Source organism: Halobacterium jilantaiense (genome assembly GCF_900110535.1).
Classification (GTDB): domain Archaea; phylum Halobacteriota; class Halobacteria; order Halobacteriales; family Halobacteriaceae; genus Halobacterium; species Halobacterium jilantaiense.
Window position 1 is genome coordinate 1,233,736 of record NZ_FOJA01000001.1, and the last position, 17,157, is coordinate 1,250,892.

Consider the following 17,157-nt stretch of genomic DNA (forward strand, 5'->3'; position numbering starts at 1 on the left):
ACTGCAGCGCGTTTTTAGGCGCGCTGAAAAATCGAACCACTTTTCCCTCTTTAGGCGAGCCTAAACCGTATGCACCGACGACGAGAGTTCCTGCGCGCGACTGGCGCGACGCTCGCCGCGGTCGGCCTCGCCGGCTGCAGCAGCGACCAGACGAACGACGAAGAGACCGAAGCGGCGACGACCGCCGCGGATACGACCGAACAGACGACCACGGACGCACCGGCCGACCTCGGCCCCGAGGCCGCGACGGCCGCCCAGTGGAACGTCTACCGGGCGCGGCTCGCGGACGCCGCGACCCTCGGCACGGCCGGCGAGGGCGAGACCGGCGCTCGCCTGGTGACGGCGGTGTTCGAGGACTTCGAGGCCGCGAACGGCGAGTACGGTGCCCACGAGACGCTCGAATCGACCAGCACCGAGGCCTACGAGGGCTTCGAGGAGGGCGTCGTCGGCCTCCGCGACGCGCTCGAGTCCGGCGACGACGGTGCCGCGCGCGAGCAGTTCCGGGCCGCCGCGGACAATCTCCGGACGGCCCAGCGCAGCCTCGTCGGCGACCAGACCGCAGACGCCCTCGACGTGCTGGCGTTCGCCGACCGCGCCGCGACAGTTCGCGCGCTCGCCGCGGCCGGACAGTCGACGACGGCGGCCGTCGCGGCGAACACCGCGCTCACCGACTTCGAGTCCGCGCCCGCCCACGGCGCGCTCGAAGACGCCGCGCCCGACCACTACGAGACCTACGAGGGCGCGCTCGGCGACGCGCTCTCCGCGGGCCAGAGCGAGGACGCCGAGGCCGCAGAGACGGCCGCTGACGAGGCGCTGGCGGCGGCCATCGCCGGCTCGTACGCCGTCACCGAGGGAGCTGCCACGCAGGCCGGTCACGTCGCCAGCATGCAGTCCAGAGCGTACGACGCCGCCGCGCTCGCCGCGCTCGGCGGTCCCGCGACGGCGTTCGGCCACGCGGCCGTGCTGACGACGTACCGGGCGCGAGCACAGGACGCGGCGTGGCTCGCGGACGCGGGTGCCACAGACGAGGCGGCGACGATGGCCATCGATATCCTCGAACACTTCGAGGGCGCGAAGGCCCACGAGCCGCTGGAGGAAGCCGACCACGACGCCTACGAGGGCTTCGAGGGCGGCGTCGCCAGCCTGCAGTCCGCCATCCAGGACGGGTCGGGTGTCGACGACGCGCTCGGGCAGGTCGACGAGAACCTCGTCGCGGGCGTCTCCGCGCTCGCCACCGGCACCGAGGCCGCCGTCCTCGAAGCCGGCTTCCTGCGGGCGCGTCTCGGTGACGCCCGCGAGCACTACCGCCGGGGCGAACAGGAGCGCGCGGCGTCGGTCGCGGAAGCCGTCTTCGAGCGCTTCGAGCGCGACGAACTCGGCGTCCACGAGTCACTCGAAGACACCAGCGAGGACCTCTACCACACCTTCGAGGAGGAGCACCTCGCGGCGATGCCGGACGCGATGCGGAACGGCGAGGACGACGCCGTGACCGAGCACGTCGACGGCGCGCAGGCGGCGCTCGCCGACTTCGCCGCGCAGGCCGCGTCGACCGCCCGGGTCTCGGGCGGGGAGTCGGCGTACCTCGCCGCGCGAGGGTTCGACGCCGCCGCGCTCGCCGCCGCCGACCGCCGCGAGCGCGCGGCGACGGTGGCCGACGGCGCGATGGCGCACTTCGAGGCGGGCGCGGGCGGCTTCCACGAGGCCGTCGAGCACGCCAGCGAGGACACCTACCACGCCTTCGAGGAGGCGCTGGTCGGCGTCTCGTCGGCCGCCAGCGGGAGCGGCGACGTCTACGCCGCCGCCCAGTCGTTCGGCGGGCAGGCGTTCCAGGCGACCTACGACGTGCTCGGCGCGGCGGGCGGCGACCTCGGCGCGTCGGCGGCCGGCGTCGTCACCGCGGCGTTCGGGGACTTCGAGGGAGCCCGCGTACACGAGCCGCTGGAGGAAGCCGACCACGACGCCTACGAGGGCTTCGAGTCCGCGCTGGAGTCGTACGCCAGCGGGCTGGAGTCCGGTGACGGCGACGTGTCGGCGGTGGCGCGGGCGTCGCTGCGGGCGCAGTTCGCGCTCGCCGGTGACGTCGACGCGGCACCCGTCGGCGAGGGCGGGAGTGAGAGCGGCGGGGAGGAGGACGTCGAACTCTCCGGCGGCCCGAACGTCGTGGAGGGCGTCCCCGAGGACGCCGACCACGTCGTCGACATGACCGCCGTCGCGTTCGAGCCGGCCGAACTCACCGTCTCCGTCGGGGACAAAGTGGCGTGGACGCACACCGAGGGCGAAGCGCACTCCGTGACGGCGTACGAGGACGAGCTTCCCGACGGTGCCGACTACTGGGCGTCCGGGGACTTCGACAGCCAGAACGCCGCCGCCGAGGGCTGGGAGAACGGCGAGGGGGCCGTGCAGTCCGGGCAGTCCTACGTCCGCACCTTCGAGACTGCGGGCGAGCACGGCTACTACTGCATCCCCCACGAACAGCTCGACATGGTCGGCACCGTGGTGGTCGAGGACTGAGATGGTCGGCAGCGACCTGGCGACTATCCGGAGCCGGCTGGAGGCGCTCGCGACGGACGACGGGGCGTTCGTCGTCGCGTGCGCTCGCACCGGCGAACAGCCGTTCCCGGTCGCCGGCCTCCGCTTCCCCGACCGGGAGACGGCCGCGGACGCGCTCTCGCTGGCGACCGCCTACCGGGAGACGCTTGCGCGCTACGACCCGTGGTCTCCCCAGTACGACCTCGTCGTCCACGGGACGCCGGAGCCGCCGGCCGGCGAGAGCGCCTCCCGGTCGGATGTTTGCCACGGCGTCGTCGGCGCGGTGTTCGAGGCACTGTCCGCGACCGGCCACGAGGCCGCCGAGCGCGCCGTCCTCGACGGCTACTTCGCGGCCGCCGAGACCACGACGGACGTCGACGACCTCTCGGTCGTCCTGCTGTCGTGCGCGGCGGACGCTCTCGACGCGCACCTCACTCCGGCAGAGCAAGCGGCCGTGCTGCGTGACGCCGCCGGGCGCGTCGACTTCGTCGATTCGGCCGCGACGCCCGGTGAGGCACTCGGCGCGGTCGCTGCCGCCGACCTCGCCAGCACGGTCACGCGCACGACCGACGGCTGGCGGTTCGCGGCCGCGGCGACCGGCGACCGCGGCCCCGTGACGCTGCCGGTCGCCGTGGCACTGCTGGCGACAGACGGCGTCGACGCGCCGGCGTTCGCGCCGGTCGCGGACCGCGTCGACCTCCGGCCGACCGGTGGGCCGCGCGGGCTCGCGACCGCCTCAGAGTAGCTCGCGAGCCATCCGCACGGCGTCCGGGGCGGAGTCCGCGAGCAGGTAGACGATGGGCTCGACGCCGTAGCCGCCCGTCTGGTAGAGCACGTCGACGGACTCGCTGTCGGCGACGGCGTCCCGCACGTGGCTGTCGTCCCCCGAGGACTCGCCCTCCGGGTCGAACTCGACCGCCTCGTAGCCCGCCGACTCGAGGGTCTCGACCGCGTCCTCGCTGTACGAGACGTTCAGCGCCGCGCGCGCGTCGCTGCCGGCCGACCGGGCGGCGAGCAGGACGGTCGCGACGTACGCGCTCACGCCGAAGTCCGGTTCGGCCGGCACCTCCGTGCGCCCCATCACGTCCAGAACGCGACCCGGCACCCCGGCCACGTCTTCTACCGTCTCGGCGTCGCCAGTGCACTCCACGAGGTTCGCGCCGACCGCGGGGATGAGCGTCGCGAACCCGCTCGTGTGTTCGAGCATCCGGACGCCCCGCCGGACCGACGACAGCACCTGCTCGCGCATCCGGACCTCGCTGTCGGCGTCGTGGACGCGGAAGTCGCCGTCGTAGTCCGCGAGCGCGGGGTTCGCGGCCTCGTGGCGCTCGGCCAGCAGGTCGCCGCGAGCCGACAGCTGGCGGACGAGCACCTCGGCCTCCACGAGCGCCTGCACCTGAGACACGTCGCCGCTCGCCAGCCCCTCGCCGACGCGCTCGACGGTGTCCTGAACGCGCTCGTCGGCGGCGATGTCGTCGTCGGTCGCCACGTCGCCGTGGGCGTACTTCGAGACCGCGGACTGGCTCACGCCAAGCAGTTCGGCGACCTCGTGCTGGGTGAGCCCGCGCTCCCGCAGGTCGGCCGCCAGAAGTGACCGGAACGTCGGCAGGAACTCCTCGACGACGACCTCCTCGAGGAACTTCATTGGTCGCCACCGAACTCCCGGTCGCCCCGGATTCGGGACGCCTGCGGGCCGTCCTGGTCCTGATACTTCGACCCGCGCTCGCTCCCGTACGGCCGGTCCGCTTCCGAAGCCAACTCCGTGAACACGAGCTGGCTGATGCGCATCCCCGGCGTCAGCGCAACCGGGACCTTCCCGAGATTCGACAGCTCCAGCGTGACCTGCCCCCGGTAGCCGGGGTCGATGAAGCCCGCAGTGGCGTGGACGACCACGGCGAGCCGGCCGAGCGACGACCGGCCCTCGACCTGCGCGACGAGGTCCGGCGGCACCTCCACGCGCTCTTTGGTCGTGCCGAGCACGAAGTCCCCCGGGTGGAGGACGAACTCGTCGCCGTCGTCGACGACCGTCTCGGTGACGTAGTCCTCGACTTCCTCCTCCCGGTTCGGATGGATGCAGGGGACGTTCGCGCGCTCGAACTCCAGGAACCGCCGCCCGAGTCGGACGTCGACGCTCGCCGGCTGCACCTGGAGGTCGACGTCCTCCAGGGGCTCGATGGCGAGGTCGCCGTCCGCCAGGCGCGCGAGGATGTCCCGGTCGGAGAGTATCATACGCGGACTGTGGACCGGGGCCGTCAAAAGCGTTCAGAACAGCGCCAGTAGCCAGCCGCCGAACGCGACGACGCCGCCGACCAGCCACGTCGTTCCGCTGTCGTCGTCGAACGCAACGGCGAGCCCGCGGCCGTAGAGGAACGTCTGCCAGCAGGCGACCAGAAACGAGAGCGCGTGGGAGAGCGCGCTGCCGCTCTGGACGTTCGCGCGGAACTGCCGGGCGAACGCCTCTGGCGAGGACAGTGTCGTGCCGTCGAGCGCGAGCGCCAGTATCACGAACGCGACCAGCGACGTCAGCAGCGTCGGTGCGGTGCCCCAGCCGACGACGGTGAGCGTCTCCCCGAACCGGCCGTCGTGACCGACGACAGCGCGGGCGAGCAGGTGGAGGATGCCAGCGGCGAGCAGCCAGCCGACGACCATCGCGACGACGACAACGACGAGGTAGCTGACGAGAACGCTCCAGACCGCGCCGCTGGCGTCGCCGTGGCCGGCGGCAGCGAGCTTGTCGGAGAGCAGGACGCCGAAGCCGGCGAGCGCGAGGGTCAGCGAGAGCGTCGCGACGCCGACCGCGACGGCGGCCGGCCACAGGTCGAAGCCACGGGACTCGAAGTACGCGACGGGGTGGAGGATGGGAGTGCGGGGAGCCATACGGTGGGCTGCGCCCGGCTCCGCCTTCGCCTTTTCGGGCGCGAGTAGCCAACGCTATGCGGGAGCCGACCGTCCGCCCGGACATGAAACAGGTCATCGCCGCCCGAACTGACATCGGGATGGGGCAGGGGAAGCTCGCCGCTCAGGTCGCACACGCCTCGCTGAACGCCTACGAGTACGCCGACGACCGAGCCGTCCGGCAGTGGAAAGACGAGGGGCAGACGAAGGTCGTGGTGAAGGTCGGCAGCGAGCGCGAGCTCTACGAACTCTCCGAGGAAGCCAAGCACAAGGGACTGCCGACGGGCCTCATCTCGGACGCCGGCCGCACCCAGCTGGAGCCCGGGACGCCGACGGCGCTGGCAATCGGCCCGGCACCCGACGCCGACGTCGACCGAATCACGGGCGACCTCTCGCTGTTCTGATGCGGGACGCCCACCCGATAGAGCGCGAGGTCGGGATGGCGTACTACGCCAGCGGCAGCGACGGCACCGGCGGCACGCTCCGCGAGTCACCCGAGGACTTCCGCGTCCGGGAACTCGAAGCGTTCGACACCCAGCCCGCAGACGCGCCGACCGGCGACTACCCGTGGCTGGTCGTGCGCGCGACGCTGCGGCGCTGGGACACCAACGACTTCGCCCGCGAGTTCGCGAACAGCGTCGGGATGAGCCGCGAGCGCGTGACGTGGGCGGGGACGAAAGACCGCCACGCCGTCACCACCCAGTTGTTCGCCGTCCGCGACCTCGACGCCGACCAGGTGCCCGAGATTCGGGACGCCGACATCGAGGTCGTGGGCCGCGCGGGCCGCGGGCTGGAGTTCGGCGACCTCGCCGGCAACGCCTTCGAGATAGTGGTTCGTGAGCCAGAGAACCCGGAGCAGGCCGACGCCGTTGCCGACGACCTCGCCGGGTTCGCGGGCGGTGACGTGGGAGCCCCCAATTTCTTCGGGCAGCAGCGCTTCGGCAGCAAGCGCCCCGTCACCCACGAGGTCGGGCTCGCCATTCTCCGGAACGACTGGGAGGCCGCCGCGATGGCGTACCTCGGCGCGCCCACCGAACACGAGCCCGAGGACTCGCAGGCCGCCCGCGAGTACGTTGAGGACACCCGCGACTGGACGGGGGCTCTGGAGGAGTTCCCGCAGCGCCTGCGCTACGAGCGCACGATGCTGCACGAGCTCGCGGACGGCGGGAGCTTCCGGGACGCCGTCGAGACGTTCCCGTCGAACCTCCAGCGCCTGTTCGTGAACGCCGCCCAGTCCTACGCCTTCAACCGGATTCTCTCCGAGCGGATGGACCGAGGGCTGCCGTTCCACGAACCGGTCGCGGGCGACGTGGTGTGGTTTGCGGATAGTGACGCCGACGCGGCGATCGCACAGCCCGACTCCTCGCGCGAGCAGCGCGTCACCGAGTCCCGCGTGGACGTGATGGCGCGGCACTGCGAGCGCGGCCGCGCGTTCGTCACCGCGCCGCTCGTCGGCACCGACACCGAGTTCGCGGACGGCGAGCCCGGCGACATCACGCGAAGTGTGCTCGACGACCTCGACCTCGCGCCCGCGGACTTCGACCTGCCCGGCGACTGGAGCAGCGAGGGCACCCGCCGCGCGATTCTCCTCCGGCCCGACCTCACGGTCAGCCACGACCCGCTCACGTTCGAGTTCGCGCTACCCTCGGGGAGCTACGCCACCGTGGTCCTCCGGGAGTTCCTCAAATCGAGTCCGCTCGACCTCTGAGCGCGCCCTCCCGAGAAACACCGCGCTTTTGCGCCCCGAACCGCTTTCTCCAGCGTATGGAGTGCTCGCGGTGCGGCACGCCGCTGGAGAAGCCGGGCGACTACTGCCTGGTGTGCCGGACCGGGAACTGCGACGCGGTCGTGGCGGACTGCAGCCGGGAGCGCGCGACGCTCACGTTCCTCGACGACGAGGACGTGGTCGGGCAGACCGACGTGACGACGATGCCAGAGGACGGCGACGAGACCGGGGTCATCGAGCTCCGGAACTTCGCCGGCCGCATCGCGGACGAGATTCGCCGCAAGCGGCCGGAGGACGTGTTCGTCGCGGGAGCCCACGAGGTCATCCGCGCCGTCCGGGCGGACCTCCACCACGACGTCTACCGCGTCGAGCCCGACGACCCCGTGGAGTCGGTGCTGGACCGCCGCGGCGACCGCGTGCTCGACGTCGTCGACAAGCCCGCCCGCGAGAAAATCGGCGGCCGACACTCGACGCTCATCGGCGACCGCGACGGCCAGCAGGCAATCCGCACCGTCGCCGCGCACCCGAACGTGAAGAAGGTCATCCCCGGACCCATCGACGCGGGCGGCTCCGGCTCTCGGACCGGCGTTCGCGCGAAGGTCACGCGGGCCGACGACAACGGCAACCTCCGCCTGCTCGTGCGGGACGGCTCCAGCGTGCAGGAGAACCGCGTCGTCACCACGGCGATGAGCCGCGAGACCGGCGAGCGCGTCCGCGACGACCTCAACGGCGCGCTCACCGAGGAAGCGCTCCGGGAGTGACGACGGGGTTCGGTCCTGCCGACGCGGGTGTCCGACGAGACCGGAAACAGTTTGTGCGCTCCGGCAGACCGGCTGTTGTCCCCATGATCGACTCGAAGACAATCCAGCTGACGACGCTCTGGTTCGTCGTCATGACGTTCATCCAAACCGCCGAGAGCGGCGGCAATCCCCTCCTGAGCGTGCTCGCCATCTTCGCGATTCTTCTCACGTACGTCCTACCGGTCGTGATAGTCGGCCGCCTCGCAGCCGGCGTGCTTCGGGACTGACGGTCCCGGCTGGTTCGGTCGTCTCCTCACTTCGTCAGGGCCGCTCGTTCGTTCCGTCCCCTCGCTACGCTCGGGGACGCGACTCACGGGTCGCTTCGCGCCCCGTTCGCGTTCCTGTGCCCTCGCTGCACTCGGGCACACAACTCGTAGCGTTTATGTGCGCGACGGCGGTAGACGCTGCCACTATGGCTAACCAGAGCTCCACCGGGAGTGCCGGCCGGTTCGGCGCGCGCTACGGGCGCGTCTCGCGCCGCCGGGTCTCCGACATCGAGGGCACGATGAACGAAGACCACGCCTGCCCGGACTGCGGTGCCGACAAGGTCTCCCGACAGGGGACCGGCATCTGGCAGTGTGGCAAGTGCGACTACAAGTACACGGGCGGAGCGTACCAGCCCCAGACGCCCGGCGGCAAGACGGTCACGCGCTCGATTCGCACCGCGCTCGGTGAGAGTGCCGACGGCGACGACGAGTAACGATGGCGTACAAGTGCTCCCGCTGCAAGCGTGACGTCGAACTCGACGAGTACGGGGGCGTGCGCTGTCCGTACTGCGGCCACCGCGTGCTCCTGAAGGAGCGCAGCCGCGACGTGAAGGAAGTCAACGTCGAGTAGGCGTGACGCACTCGACGGAGCTCGTTTTCCGGTACGACTCGCCCGCCGCTGCGTCCGTCGTCGCGAGCAGCGTCGCCGTCGAGGCGGGCGACATCGAGGGCGACCGCAGCGAGGCGGTCGTCGACTGCGACGGCGACACCGTGACCGTGACCGTCGACGCCACGGACTTGACGGCGCTGCGTGCCGGCCAGAACACGTGGCTCACGCTCGTCGAGGTGGCCGAGCGCGCGGCCGAGTCGGCCGGCCGCCGCGCCGAGTGACGCGAACGGTCCGGTCCTCAGAACGCCGTTTAGGGTCGCGAGACGGCGGGAGACGAGACGTGACGCCGCGCGCCCACAAAGCGGGGGTTTTTCCGTCGGGCGCGCGACCCAATAGGTATGCAGGGTAACCTACCGCCGGAAGCGCAGGAGAAACTCGAGACACTGCAGGACCTTCAGGAGAAGGCCCAGAACGTCGCGGCCCAGAAGCAGCAGGCCGAGCAGCAGCTCTCCGAGGCCGAGACGGCGCTCGACGCGCTCGGCGACATCGACGAGGACACCACGATGTACCGCGAGGTCGGCGAACTCCTCGTGGAGACGGGCTACGACGACGCGCACGACGACCTCGACGAGAAGGTCAGCGACCTCGAGGTCCGCGTCGAGACCCTCCAGAAGCAGGAGGAGCGCGTCCAGGAGCAGTTCGAGAGCCTCCAGGAGGAGCTCCAGGACATGCTCGGTGGCGCTGGCGGTGCGATGGGCGGCCCGAGCGCGTAACGCTCAGATGCCGACCGACGAGGAGGTCGTGGAGACGGCCGCCGAAGCCGCCGAGGGCCTCGTCCTCGACCGGCTGCGGACCAGTGACGTAGACGACCTCGACATCACGGTGACGTTCGAGGACGGCGTGCTGGACGTGGACATCTACGTCCGGGCCCCGGACGCGGACGCCGACGTGGAGCAGGTCGCGGACGACGGCGCGCTCGCAGCGCAGGCGGCCGTCGACGACCTGTTCGCGGACGAGTAGGCGGTGAGAGCTTCTCGCCGTTCGCGACGCTCGCCAGCGACGGCTCTCGACTGGTGGTTACCGGAGGGCGTCGGCGAGCCGGTTGGAACCGTCAGCGAGCGGGGGTCCGTGTCCGGGACACGCGTACTCGAAGTCGGGTGCACGGCGACACAGCGTCCGGACACTGTCCTCGACTCGCGCGGCGTCGTGACTCGTGAGCCAGCCGGTGGGTTTCAGTCTGTCGCCGAGTCCGTAGACCAGGTCACCGAGGAACGCGACGGACAGGGCCTCGTGGACGTAGGCGACGTGCCCGGGCGTGTGACCCGGGGTGTGGTACGCGTGGAAGCCCCCGATGGTGTCGCCATCGGCGACGGCTCGAATCGGGAGGTCGGGCAGGTCGAGTCGTCGGTAGTAGAGTCGGTGGAGCGCCCCGACGACGTTGCGAGCGGTCCACGGCGGTAGCCGGTCGCCAGCGACGTACGGCACCTCTCGTTCGTGGACGTACACCGGGGCGTCCAGTTCCGGTGTGAGTCGTGCGAGCGTGCCGACGTGGTCGGCGTCGGAGTGCGTCAGCAGCACGCGGTCGACGTCGCCGGGTTCGACGTCGGCAGCGCGCAGGCCGTCTCGAACGGTCGACTCGTCACCTGGCCACCCGGCGTCCACGAGCGTCGTCTCGCCGTCGTCGACGACGTAAGCGTTCGGCATGTCGAGAGTCGAGCAGTCGACGTGAGTGACGCCGGGCGGCAACTGCGCCGTCATTACCGGAACTGCCAGCAGGAGTGCCGTGAGTGTTTCGGCGGGCTACGTGAGGAAGAAGACGAGGACGCTGATGGTGACCGTCGCGAGGACGGCGAGACCGGCGACGGCACCACCCATCGCGATGACGGCGTTGGCGTGGCTGGCGAGCGTCTCCGTGCGGTCGTTACCGAAGACGGTGACTTCGGCGCGCTCGCTGGCCATCCCGGCTTCGACCGGTTCGAGGTCGTCGACGGCTTCCTCGGCGAGGTCGACGACGACGTCCGTGAGGTCGTCCCAGTCGATGGCGGCCCCGACCTGGTTCGAGGATTCGACGGTGTTGACGATGTGCGTGTCCGTCGTCATGATTTCGGCGTGGTCGACGCCGACGGCGTCCAGAGCGTCCATGAGTTCGTCGCGGAGCCCGGGCTCCATGTTGTTGCCGTCGACGAGCACGTACGCGGTGCGGTCGCCGCCGGTCTCCAGAACGGAGACACGGACACCGAGCGGGCCGATACCGTCGCTCGGCCGCCAGGGCGTGCGGTCCCAGGCGACGCCGAGGCGCATGACGGACTCCTCGGCGTCCCGGAGTTCCCGGGCCGCTGTGCCGGCCGCCTGAATCATCTGGAACGAGCGCTCGCTGCCGGGGTAGACGTGGCCGAGGTCGTCGCCTTCCAGACCGTTGTTGGAGTTGTGGGCGTCCACGAGCAGGACGTCGTCCATCCCCTCGACCCGGGCTTCGGCGGCCGCCGACAGCCCGACGGCGTACTCGACGTCGTCGGCGAACTTGGGCGCGTACGTGGAGACGAGCAGCGCCTTGTCGTCGAAGGCCTGCGCGAGGAGTTTCGCTTCACCCTCCTGAACGCGAACGGGACGGGTGGCCGTGTCGCTGTACTCGATGGTCTCGTGGGCGTCGGCGGCGGCGTCGACGAGCGTGTCGACCTCGCGCTCGGTGACGAGGTTGAAGTCGTGGCCGGCGGTGGCGTGCGGTGGGAACGCCAGCCCCGAGGCGGACTCTGCGACCCGCTGGGGGAGGTTCCCGCCGCCGATTTCACCCATCGGTCCGGGGTGAATCATCGGCAGCACGAAGCGGGCCTTCTCGGTCTCGTCGCTTGTCCGGCGGAAGGACAGGACGGTGACGGGGACGACGGCCTCCTCGCCGATCTGCTCGAAGAAGTCCTCGAGCTCCCGGGTGCCTTCGGCGATGTGGCCGATGAAGCCGCCGACGAAGTCCAGCACGCTGACGCCGAGGCTGCGTTTCCACGGGCGGTCGATGGCGAGCACGAAGCCGTAGGCGACGCCGCCGTACAGTCCGGTCATCGCGGCGAGCAACAGGAAGTCCTCGGGCGCGAACGCGTACTGGATTTCCGGGGGTGCCTGCGCCGGCCGGGAGAGGTACGCCGGCACCAGCGGGCCGCCCTCGGTGAGGTAGTTCATGGTGCCGCTGTAGACGAACAGCAGCAGGCCGGCGGTGGCGGTCTGGACGCTCGCCGGCACCGCGGACACCAGCAGGGAGTTCCGGGAGACCGCGAGGATGACGAGGAACCGGACCGCGAAGACGAGCGCGAGCGCGGCGATGAGCGCGTCGAAGACGAAGTTCTGGCCGAACCGCGGAATCAGGACGGCGACGACGCCCGCCAGCACGAGCACGACCACCACCACCACTTCGCAGGCGACCGCGAGCAGCGAGGAGCGGTTGTACGTGAGTTGCCCGCCGAAGTAGCGGTCGACGGGCGTGGTGGCGAGACTCGCGACGACCGTCGGGACGCCGATGAAGAAGAGGCCCTGCCAGGCGTCCTCCAGAATGTACTGGCTGTCGAAGGCCGCGACGCCCGCGAGCGCGGCGATGACGAGCGAGAGCGCGACGCTCGTGTACCAGCGTGGGGCGCGGAAGATGTACTTCGAGAGGCTCGCTAGTTCGCCCTGGGTCTCGGTCATGCTCGCTGTACCCGCTCGGTCACTCCGCGCAGACGTCGACGAAGTTCTCGAAGACCGCTTCGCCTTCCTCGGTGTGCGCGACTTCGGGGTGCCACTGGACGCCGTAGAGGTCGCGGTCGGCGTCCCCCATCGCTTCGACGCCGCAGATGTCGCTGTCCGCGGTCCGCGTGAAGCCCTCGGGGAGTTCGACGACTTCGTCGGCGTGGCTCGCCCACACGCGGGTCTCGGGTGCGAGCGACCCGACGACGGGGTCGGTCTCGTCCTGGATGCGGACGTCGACGTCCGCGTAGCCGCCGTAGTCGCCGGACTCGACGCGGCCGCCGAGTTCGTCCGCAATCAGTTGGAGGCCGAGACAGATGCCGAGGACCGGGACGTCGAGGTCGAGGTACTCGCGACAGTTGCCGACGTCGTCCATGTCGGGGCCGCCGGACAGCACGAGGCCGTCCGCCTCGATGTCCTCGGGGGGTGTCGTGTTGTCCACGAGTTCGACGTCCACCCCGTCCATGTCCCGGAGCAGGCGGTGCTCCAGGTGGGTGAACTGCCCGTGGTTGTCGACGACGAGGATGCGCGTCATTGAACCGGGGTAAACGGTTCGCGACTAAAAACCCACCCGTTCTGGTGAGGCGGCCGGGACGAGGCGTTGCAGTGGCTGCGGCAGCCGGTGGGGTTTTAATCACTCAGAGTGGTAGCATGTGACAACGAGTGCGGGGCGACTGACGATTTCGCTGGATGGAGCGTTCCGCGACGACGAGGCCCGCCAGCCGTTCCTCGGCGGTATCGGTATGTGGTCGTCGGTCACAGCCGAGTGGCCGGCAGCTACCGAGTCAGCTCACGTCTCGTGGTCCTCCGTGTCGAAGCGCTCGGCCGCCGACTCGAAGCCGAGTTCCGACTGCTCGTCGCTCCGGCGGCTCTCGGCCGCCGCGATGGCGTCCGGGTCCGGGTTCGCGTCGTCGTCCACGCGCGCCCACGAGTCGTGGACCTTCGCGTGACACCACCGGCAGAGGTAGACTGTTATCTCGTGGCCGACGTCCTCGTCGCTGTCGTACGCGAGGTGGTGTTCCTCGAGCAGCGGGCGCTCGTCGTCGTGGGCGCGCCGGCGCTCTTCGAGCCCGCAGCGCACGCACTCGCGGTCGCGCTGCCGGCAGCGGTAGTGCGGGCAGTCCGCCCACGCCCAGTCGCCGTCCGCGACCGGGCACCGGAACTCCTCGGCGCGGCGCTCGGCGGCGAACTCGCGGTCCTGCTCGGGGAACTCGAAGGCGTACCGGCACTTGCCGTCGCCGGTGGCGTAGTCGCAGACGCCGGCGTGCTCGTAGGGGTCTTCGACCCCGACGGCCGTCCCGGACGGCGTCTTCTTCATCGCCTCCCAGTCGTCGCCGCTCAGGGTAACGCTTTTCGCCGCCGCCCTCGCAGTCCGACCGTGCACGTCCGCCACGACCCCGGGAGCGGCGACGTCCGGACGCTCGCCAGCAGCGTCGACACCGCCGACTCCACGCTCGCGCAGGCCCGCGGCCTGATGTTCCGCCGGTCGATTCCCGACGACTACGCGCTCGTGTTCCCGTTCGGGGACGCCGGCGTCCGGGACGCTCACATGGTGTTCGTCCCGTTCGATATCGACGCTCTCTGGGTGGAAAACGAGGAAGTCCAGCACGTCGAGACGATGAGCGCGTGGGCCGGCCGCGCGGAAGCGCGCTGTGACACGCTCGTCGAGCTCCCGGCCGGTGCGGCCAGCGGCGTCAGCGTCGGCGACCGCGTCTGGGTCGAGGACTAGGTCTCCGAGCGCACGCCCAACTCGATGTCCGCCGTCCGGCGCTCGCCGTCCCGGAGGTACGCCACAGTGGCCGTGTCACCGGGACTGGTCTGGAGTGCGAGCAGACTCAGCAGGTCCTCGAACGTCTGGACGGTCGTACCATCGACCGACAGCACCACGTCACCGCCGGTCCGCACCTGCCGGCCGTCGACGAACGCGGTGCCGTCACTTCCCTGCATAACGCCAGCGGACGGCCCGGTCGGGTCGACGGACACCACGAGGAGGCCTCGTGCCTCGTCGAGGTCGTTGGCCTCCGCGACGGCCGGCGTCACCGCCGTGAACGACAGCCCGATGTAGGCGTGCTGGTAGTCGCCGTCCGCGACGAGCCCCGGCACGACGCGCTCGGTGAGCGCCGCCGAGATGCCGAACGCGATGTTGTCCCCGCCGCCCGAATTGATGACCGCGACCACCTCGCTGTCCAGAGACATCAGCGGCCCGCCGCTGTTCCCGGGGTTCACGGCCGCGTCGGTCTGGACCGCGTCCGGGATGCGGTAGCCGGTCGGCGCGGGAATCGCGCGGTCGGTGCCGCTCACCACGCCCGTCGTCGCGGACCCGCTGAGCGCGAACGGATTCCCGATGGCGACCACTTCCTGGCCGACCACGGGGGCCGCGTCAGCCAGCGGCAGCGGCGTCGCGTCCGCAGGCCGGTCCGCGACGCGAATCGCCGCCAGGTCGCTGTGCGCGTCGGTGCCCAGAACGGTGCCCGCCCGCCACTCGCCGTCGTTGAACCGGACGTCCACCTCCTCGGCCGGCCCGACGACGTGCTCGTTCGTCACCACGACGGCGTCGTCGTACACCCACCCCGTCCCCTGGCCCGAGTCGGTCCGGACCAGCACCACGGAGTCGATGCTCTCGCGGTAGACCCGCGTGTACGGGCTCACGTCGCCCGACCGCGTGGTCGACGGGTCGCCAGTCGTCGTGCCGTCGGTCGTCGCCACCGTGGTCTCCTGATTCGTCGGTGCCCCGCTGCAGCCCGCCACCCCGGCCGCAAGCGCGCCCGCTCCCAGCCGGAGAACGTCGCGTCGGCTCGGCATGGAATCTGTCACGGACTGGCTGTACGGGCGAGCGCCGGGAATAGCTTCTGGAGCGCGAGGGGACCAGCGCAGGCGTCTGGCAGCGACACAGCCGTCGCTTCGCGGCGTAGTGCCGGTAGAACGCCGAGGAGGAGATTTGAACTCCTGAGTCCGTGTGGACAGTTGCTCTCGAAGCAACCGCCTTGGCCAGGCTAGGCTACCTCGGCTCGTTCGATGCGAGGCCGGCCGTGAGTTTAGTGGTTTCGGTTCGGAAAACGGCTGTCGTGCCAACCGGTAGCAATAAACCGGGGGAGGGAAAGGACGTGGTATGGACGTCACCAGCGTGCGTGACGAGTGCGACGCCGTCCTGAGCGAAGTGGAGTCCGCGGTCATCACCGACCGCGAGTTCCTCGAAACGGTCCTCGTCGGCTTCCTCGCCGACGGCCACGTCCTCCTCGAAGACGTCCCCGGCACCGGGAAGACGCTGACTGCGCGGAGCGTCGCGACGGCGCTCGGCCTCGAGTTCAGCCGCGTGCAGTTCACCCCGGACCTGCTGCCGACGGACGTGCTGGGCACTCACGTCTTCAACGAGAAGACCCGGGAGTTCGAGTTCCAGCCCGGCCCCATCTTCGCGAACGTGGTGCTGGCGGACGAGATCAACCGCGCGCCGCCGAAGACGCAGGCGGCGCTCCTCGAAGCGATGGAGGAGGGGCAGGCGACCATCGACGGCGAGACGATGGAGCTGCCGGACCCGTTTTTCGTCATCGCGACCCAGAACCCCGTCGACCAGGAGGGGACGTTCCCGCTCCCGGAGGCGCAGATGGACCGGTTCGTGGCGAAGGCCGGCATCGGCTACCCGGACGAGGCGGGCGAACTCGACCTGCTCCGGCGGCGCGCGGGCCGCGACACCCGGAGCCCGACCGTCGAGCCGGTGCTGGACGACGAGCGCGTGCAGGCCGTGAAGCAGGCACCCGAGGACGTGCGCGTCGAGGGCGACCTCCTCCAGTACATGGTGTCCATCGCGCGTGCGACCCGCGAGGACCGCCGCGTCGACGTCGGCGTGAGCCCCCGGGGCACCCAGCGGCTGTTCGAGGCGGCGCGAGCCCGGGCCGCGGTGAAGGGCCGCGAGTACGTCGTGCCGGAGGACGTGAAGCGCCTCGCGCCGAACGTGCTCGCCCACCGGCTCGTGCTGACGCCGGACGCGGCCGTCGAGAACGTCGCGAAACGCGACATCGTTGACAGCGTCCTCGACGACGTTTCGGTCCCGACCGTCGAGGCCTGACGCCGGACTGCTCGCCGCCGTCTCTCCCCCGGCCGACGAGACGAGCGACAGAGAGCCTCGTGTTCGTCTGTCGCGACCACCGCGCGGGAACAGGTTGCGCCCGCAGGAGTGAAGAAAACTTATCAATTCTGGTCGAAGTAACCGAGTAATGACTGGAACAGTCGACCCGCCGGACGTGGCCAGACGGAAGCGGCTCTACTACGGGCTGTTCATCCTCGGCACCTTCATGTGTGCCGCCGCGGTGATGTTGACCCTCCCCGCCCTCCAGTACGAGTTCCAGCAAGAAGCGACCGGCGCGACGACGGAGGGGGACGGGATTCCGTACGACGTTCTCACGGACCAACAGCAGCGCGTCGTTGACGGCGCGCTCGACGGCGAGCAGTACGTCTTCGAGACCAGTCAGCCGCTCCCCGGAAGGGCCAACCTCGCCTTCGAACCGACGCAACTGCGGGTGCGCAAGAACGGGATGGTACACACATTCACGTACCAGTCCGTCTTCCCGGCGACGGAGCCGATGGGACTGACAGTTATCGGCCTCGCCGTCGGCGGTCTGCTGACGATAGTCGAGTCGGTTCGGCGCTACCACTTCGCGAACTAGCCCGCCGCCCAGCCCGTGG

The 17,157-nt window shown here is 70.6% G+C and carries 22 protein-coding genes and 1 tRNA gene; 14 read left to right on the top strand and 9 right to left on the bottom strand.

Annotated elements, in window-relative coordinates:
- The first annotated feature begins 69 nt into the window (after window positions 1-69).
- Together BMW35_RS06330 and BMW35_RS06335 are read left to right on the top strand one after the other, a co-directional pair.
- The gene (locus BMW35_RS06330; RefSeq protein WP_089668533.1) at window positions 70-2,511 is read left to right on the top strand and encodes a DUF5059 domain-containing protein; all 2,442 of its coding nucleotides are present in this window, start codon (window positions 70-72) and stop codon (window positions 2,509-2,511) included.
- A gap of 1 nt (window position 2,512) precedes the next feature.
- A complete protein-coding gene (locus tag BMW35_RS06335) occupies window positions 2,513-3,274 on the top strand; it encodes a DUF7551 domain-containing protein (protein WP_089668534.1) in 762 nt (253 codons plus the stop codon).
- Here the strand turns inward: BMW35_RS06335 and BMW35_RS06340 are convergent.
- Genes BMW35_RS06340 through BMW35_RS06350 form a run of 3 tightly spaced genes read right to left on the bottom strand, consistent with a single transcriptional unit; the run spans window position 3,266 to window position 5,406 of the window.
- Complete coding sequence (locus BMW35_RS06340; protein WP_089668535.1) at window positions 3,266-4,174, bottom strand: thiamine-phosphate synthase family protein; 909 nt, start codon at window positions 4,172-4,174, stop codon at window positions 3,266-3,268. The genes BMW35_RS06335 and BMW35_RS06340 overlap by 9 nt on opposite strands.
- Window positions 4,171-4,758, bottom strand: coding sequence for a dCTP deaminase (dcd, locus tag BMW35_RS06345; RefSeq protein WP_089668536.1), 588 nt, complete (start codon window positions 4,756-4,758; stop codon window positions 4,171-4,173). The genes BMW35_RS06340 and dcd overlap by 4 nt, the downstream gene beginning before the upstream one ends.
- Window positions 4,759-4,791: 33 nt before the next feature.
- The gene (locus BMW35_RS06350; protein ID WP_089668537.1) at window positions 4,792-5,406 is read right to left on the bottom strand and encodes a YIP1 family protein; all 615 of its coding nucleotides are present in this window, start codon (window positions 5,404-5,406) and stop codon (window positions 4,792-4,794) included.
- An 83-nt stretch (window positions 5,407-5,489) separates the two neighbouring features.
- Between BMW35_RS06350 and pth2 the strand changes: the two genes are divergently transcribed.
- The 9 genes from pth2 (at window position 5,490) to BMW35_RS06395 (ending at window position 9,786) form a co-directional block, all read left to right on the top strand.
- Window positions 5,490-5,828 (top strand): peptidyl-tRNA hydrolase Pth2, encoded by a 339-nt coding sequence (gene pth2 / locus BMW35_RS06355; RefSeq protein ID WP_089670366.1) that lies wholly within the window; start codon window positions 5,490-5,492, stop codon window positions 5,826-5,828.
- Window positions 5,828-7,132 carry a tRNA pseudouridine(13) synthase TruD gene (gene truD / locus BMW35_RS06360; RefSeq protein ID WP_089668538.1) on the top strand — a complete coding sequence of 435 codons (1,305 nt, stop codon included), beginning with the start codon at window positions 5,828-5,830 and terminating at the stop codon, window positions 7,130-7,132. Before pth2 ends, truD begins: the two co-directional genes overlap by 1 nt.
- A gap of 56 nt (window positions 7,133-7,188) precedes the next feature.
- Window positions 7,189-7,911 carry a DUF2103 domain-containing protein gene (locus BMW35_RS06365; RefSeq protein ID WP_089668539.1) on the top strand — a complete coding sequence of 241 codons (723 nt, stop codon included), beginning with the start codon at window positions 7,189-7,191 and terminating at the stop codon, window positions 7,909-7,911.
- Window positions 7,912-7,994: 83 nt separating this feature from the next.
- Window positions 7,995-8,177 (top strand): hypothetical protein, encoded by a 183-nt coding sequence (locus BMW35_RS06370; protein ID WP_089668540.1) that lies wholly within the window; start codon window positions 7,995-7,997, stop codon window positions 8,175-8,177.
- A 185-nt stretch (window positions 8,178-8,362) separates the two neighbouring features.
- On the top strand, window positions 8,363-8,650 hold the full coding sequence (locus BMW35_RS06375; protein ID WP_089668541.1) for a 50S ribosomal protein L37ae: 288 nt from the start codon (window positions 8,363-8,365) through the stop codon (window positions 8,648-8,650).
- A 2-nt stretch (window positions 8,651-8,652) separates the two neighbouring features.
- Window positions 8,653-8,787 (top strand): DNA-directed RNA polymerase subunit P, encoded by a 135-nt coding sequence (locus tag BMW35_RS06380; RefSeq protein WP_089668542.1) that lies wholly within the window; start codon window positions 8,653-8,655, stop codon window positions 8,785-8,787.
- 2 nt (window positions 8,788-8,789) lie between these two features.
- Window positions 8,790-9,047 carry a KEOPS complex subunit Pcc1 gene (locus BMW35_RS06385; RefSeq protein ID WP_089668543.1) on the top strand — a complete coding sequence of 86 codons (258 nt, stop codon included), beginning with the start codon at window positions 8,790-8,792 and terminating at the stop codon, window positions 9,045-9,047.
- Window positions 9,048-9,164: 117 nt separating this feature from the next.
- On the top strand, window positions 9,165-9,539 hold the full coding sequence (locus tag BMW35_RS06390) for a prefoldin subunit beta (protein WP_089668544.1): 375 nt from the start codon (window positions 9,165-9,167) through the stop codon (window positions 9,537-9,539).
- A gap of 7 nt (window positions 9,540-9,546) precedes the next feature.
- A complete protein-coding gene (locus tag BMW35_RS06395; RefSeq protein WP_089668545.1) occupies window positions 9,547-9,786 on the top strand; it encodes a DUF3194 domain-containing protein in 240 nt (79 codons plus the stop codon).
- Between the two features lie 57 nt (window positions 9,787-9,843).
- Here the strand turns inward: BMW35_RS06395 and BMW35_RS06400 are convergent, their stop codons facing one another.
- The 4 genes from BMW35_RS06400 to BMW35_RS06415 form a co-directional block, all read right to left on the bottom strand.
- Window positions 9,844-10,524 carry an MBL fold metallo-hydrolase gene (locus tag BMW35_RS06400; protein WP_089668546.1) on the bottom strand — a complete coding sequence of 227 codons (681 nt, stop codon included), beginning with the start codon at window positions 10,522-10,524 and terminating at the stop codon, window positions 9,844-9,846.
- 42 nt (window positions 10,525-10,566) lie between these two features.
- Complete coding sequence (locus BMW35_RS06405) at window positions 10,567-12,438, bottom strand: DUF2070 family protein (RefSeq protein WP_089668547.1); 1,872 nt, start codon at window positions 12,436-12,438, stop codon at window positions 10,567-10,569.
- 19 nt (window positions 12,439-12,457) lie between these two features.
- On the bottom strand, window positions 12,458-13,012 hold the full coding sequence (locus BMW35_RS06410; RefSeq protein ID WP_089668548.1) for a GMP synthase subunit A: 555 nt from the start codon (window positions 13,010-13,012) through the stop codon (window positions 12,458-12,460).
- Between the two features lie 255 nt (window positions 13,013-13,267).
- A complete protein-coding gene (locus BMW35_RS06415) occupies window positions 13,268-13,795 on the bottom strand; it encodes a DUF7097 family protein (protein WP_089668549.1) in 528 nt (175 codons plus the stop codon).
- A 60-nt stretch (window positions 13,796-13,855) separates the two neighbouring features.
- Here BMW35_RS06415 and BMW35_RS06420 point away from each other — a divergent pair, with 60 nt between their 5' ends.
- A complete protein-coding gene (locus BMW35_RS06420; protein ID WP_089668550.1) occupies window positions 13,856-14,206 on the top strand; it encodes a DUF192 domain-containing protein in 351 nt (116 codons plus the stop codon).
- Here BMW35_RS06420 and BMW35_RS06425 read toward each other — a convergent pair.
- Complete coding sequence (locus BMW35_RS06425) at window positions 14,203-15,291, bottom strand: S1C family serine protease (RefSeq protein WP_342706486.1); 1,089 nt, start codon at window positions 15,289-15,291, stop codon at window positions 14,203-14,205. The two genes, BMW35_RS06420 and BMW35_RS06425, sit on opposite strands and share 4 nt — an antisense overlap.
- 109 nt (window positions 15,292-15,400) lie before the next feature.
- Window positions 15,401-15,485 (bottom strand) — tRNA-Ser (locus tag BMW35_RS06430).
- Window positions 15,486-15,586: 101 nt separating this feature from the next.
- On the opposite strand from BMW35_RS06430, the gene BMW35_RS06435 reads away from it, so the two are divergent.
- On the top strand, window positions 15,587-16,540 hold the full coding sequence (locus BMW35_RS06435) for an AAA family ATPase (protein WP_089668551.1): 954 nt from the start codon (window positions 15,587-15,589) through the stop codon (window positions 16,538-16,540).
- 148 nt (window positions 16,541-16,688) lie between these two features.
- Entirely contained in the window at window positions 16,689-17,138 is a 450-nt protein-coding gene (locus tag BMW35_RS06440) for a DUF7979 domain-containing protein (RefSeq protein ID WP_089668552.1), read from the top strand.
- The last annotated feature ends 19 nt before the right edge of the window (window positions 17,139-17,157 follow it).

Bases quoted from the DNA above. Each gene is read 5' to 3' on its own strand.
- BMW35_RS06330 (WP_089668533.1), top strand. From the start codon at position 70: ATGCACCGACGACGAGAGTTCCTGCGCGCGACTGGCGCGACGCTCGCC.
- BMW35_RS06335 (WP_089668534.1), top strand. From the start codon at position 2,513: ATGGTCGGCAGCGACCTGGCGACTATCCGGAGCCGGCTGGAGGCGCTC.
- BMW35_RS06340 (WP_089668535.1), bottom strand. From the start codon at position 4,174: ATGAAGTTCCTCGAGGAGGTCGTCGTCGAGGAGTTCCTGCCGACGTTC.
- dcd (WP_089668536.1), bottom strand. From the start codon at position 4,758: ATGATACTCTCCGACCGGGACATCCTCGCGCGCCTGGCGGACGGCGAC.
- BMW35_RS06350 (WP_089668537.1), bottom strand. From the start codon at position 5,406: ATGGCTCCCCGCACTCCCATCCTCCACCCCGTCGCGTACTTCGAGTCC.
- pth2 (WP_089670366.1), top strand. From the start codon at position 5,490: ATGAAACAGGTCATCGCCGCCCGAACTGACATCGGGATGGGGCAGGGG.
- truD (WP_089668538.1), top strand. From the start codon at position 5,828: ATGCGGGACGCCCACCCGATAGAGCGCGAGGTCGGGATGGCGTACTAC.
- BMW35_RS06365 (WP_089668539.1), top strand. From the start codon at position 7,189: ATGGAGTGCTCGCGGTGCGGCACGCCGCTGGAGAAGCCGGGCGACTAC.
- BMW35_RS06370 (WP_089668540.1), top strand. From the start codon at position 7,995: ATGATCGACTCGAAGACAATCCAGCTGACGACGCTCTGGTTCGTCGTC.
- BMW35_RS06375 (WP_089668541.1), top strand. From the start codon at position 8,363: ATGGCTAACCAGAGCTCCACCGGGAGTGCCGGCCGGTTCGGCGCGCGC.
- BMW35_RS06380 (WP_089668542.1), top strand. From the start codon at position 8,653: ATGGCGTACAAGTGCTCCCGCTGCAAGCGTGACGTCGAACTCGACGAG.
- BMW35_RS06390 (WP_089668544.1), top strand. From the start codon at position 9,165: ATGCAGGGTAACCTACCGCCGGAAGCGCAGGAGAAACTCGAGACACTG.
- BMW35_RS06395 (WP_089668545.1), top strand. From the start codon at position 9,547: ATGCCGACCGACGAGGAGGTCGTGGAGACGGCCGCCGAAGCCGCCGAG.
- BMW35_RS06400 (WP_089668546.1), bottom strand. From the start codon at position 10,524: ATGACGGCGCAGTTGCCGCCCGGCGTCACTCACGTCGACTGCTCGACT.
- BMW35_RS06405 (WP_089668547.1), bottom strand. From the start codon at position 12,438: ATGACCGAGACCCAGGGCGAACTAGCGAGCCTCTCGAAGTACATCTTC.
- BMW35_RS06410 (WP_089668548.1), bottom strand. From the start codon at position 13,012: ATGACGCGCATCCTCGTCGTCGACAACCACGGGCAGTTCACCCACCTG.
- BMW35_RS06415 (WP_089668549.1), bottom strand. From the start codon at position 13,795: ATGAAGAAGACGCCGTCCGGGACGGCCGTCGGGGTCGAAGACCCCTAC.
- BMW35_RS06435 (WP_089668551.1), top strand. From the start codon at position 15,587: ATGGACGTCACCAGCGTGCGTGACGAGTGCGACGCCGTCCTGAGCGAA.
- BMW35_RS06440 (WP_089668552.1), top strand. From the start codon at position 16,689: ATGACTGGAACAGTCGACCCGCCGGACGTGGCCAGACGGAAGCGGCTC.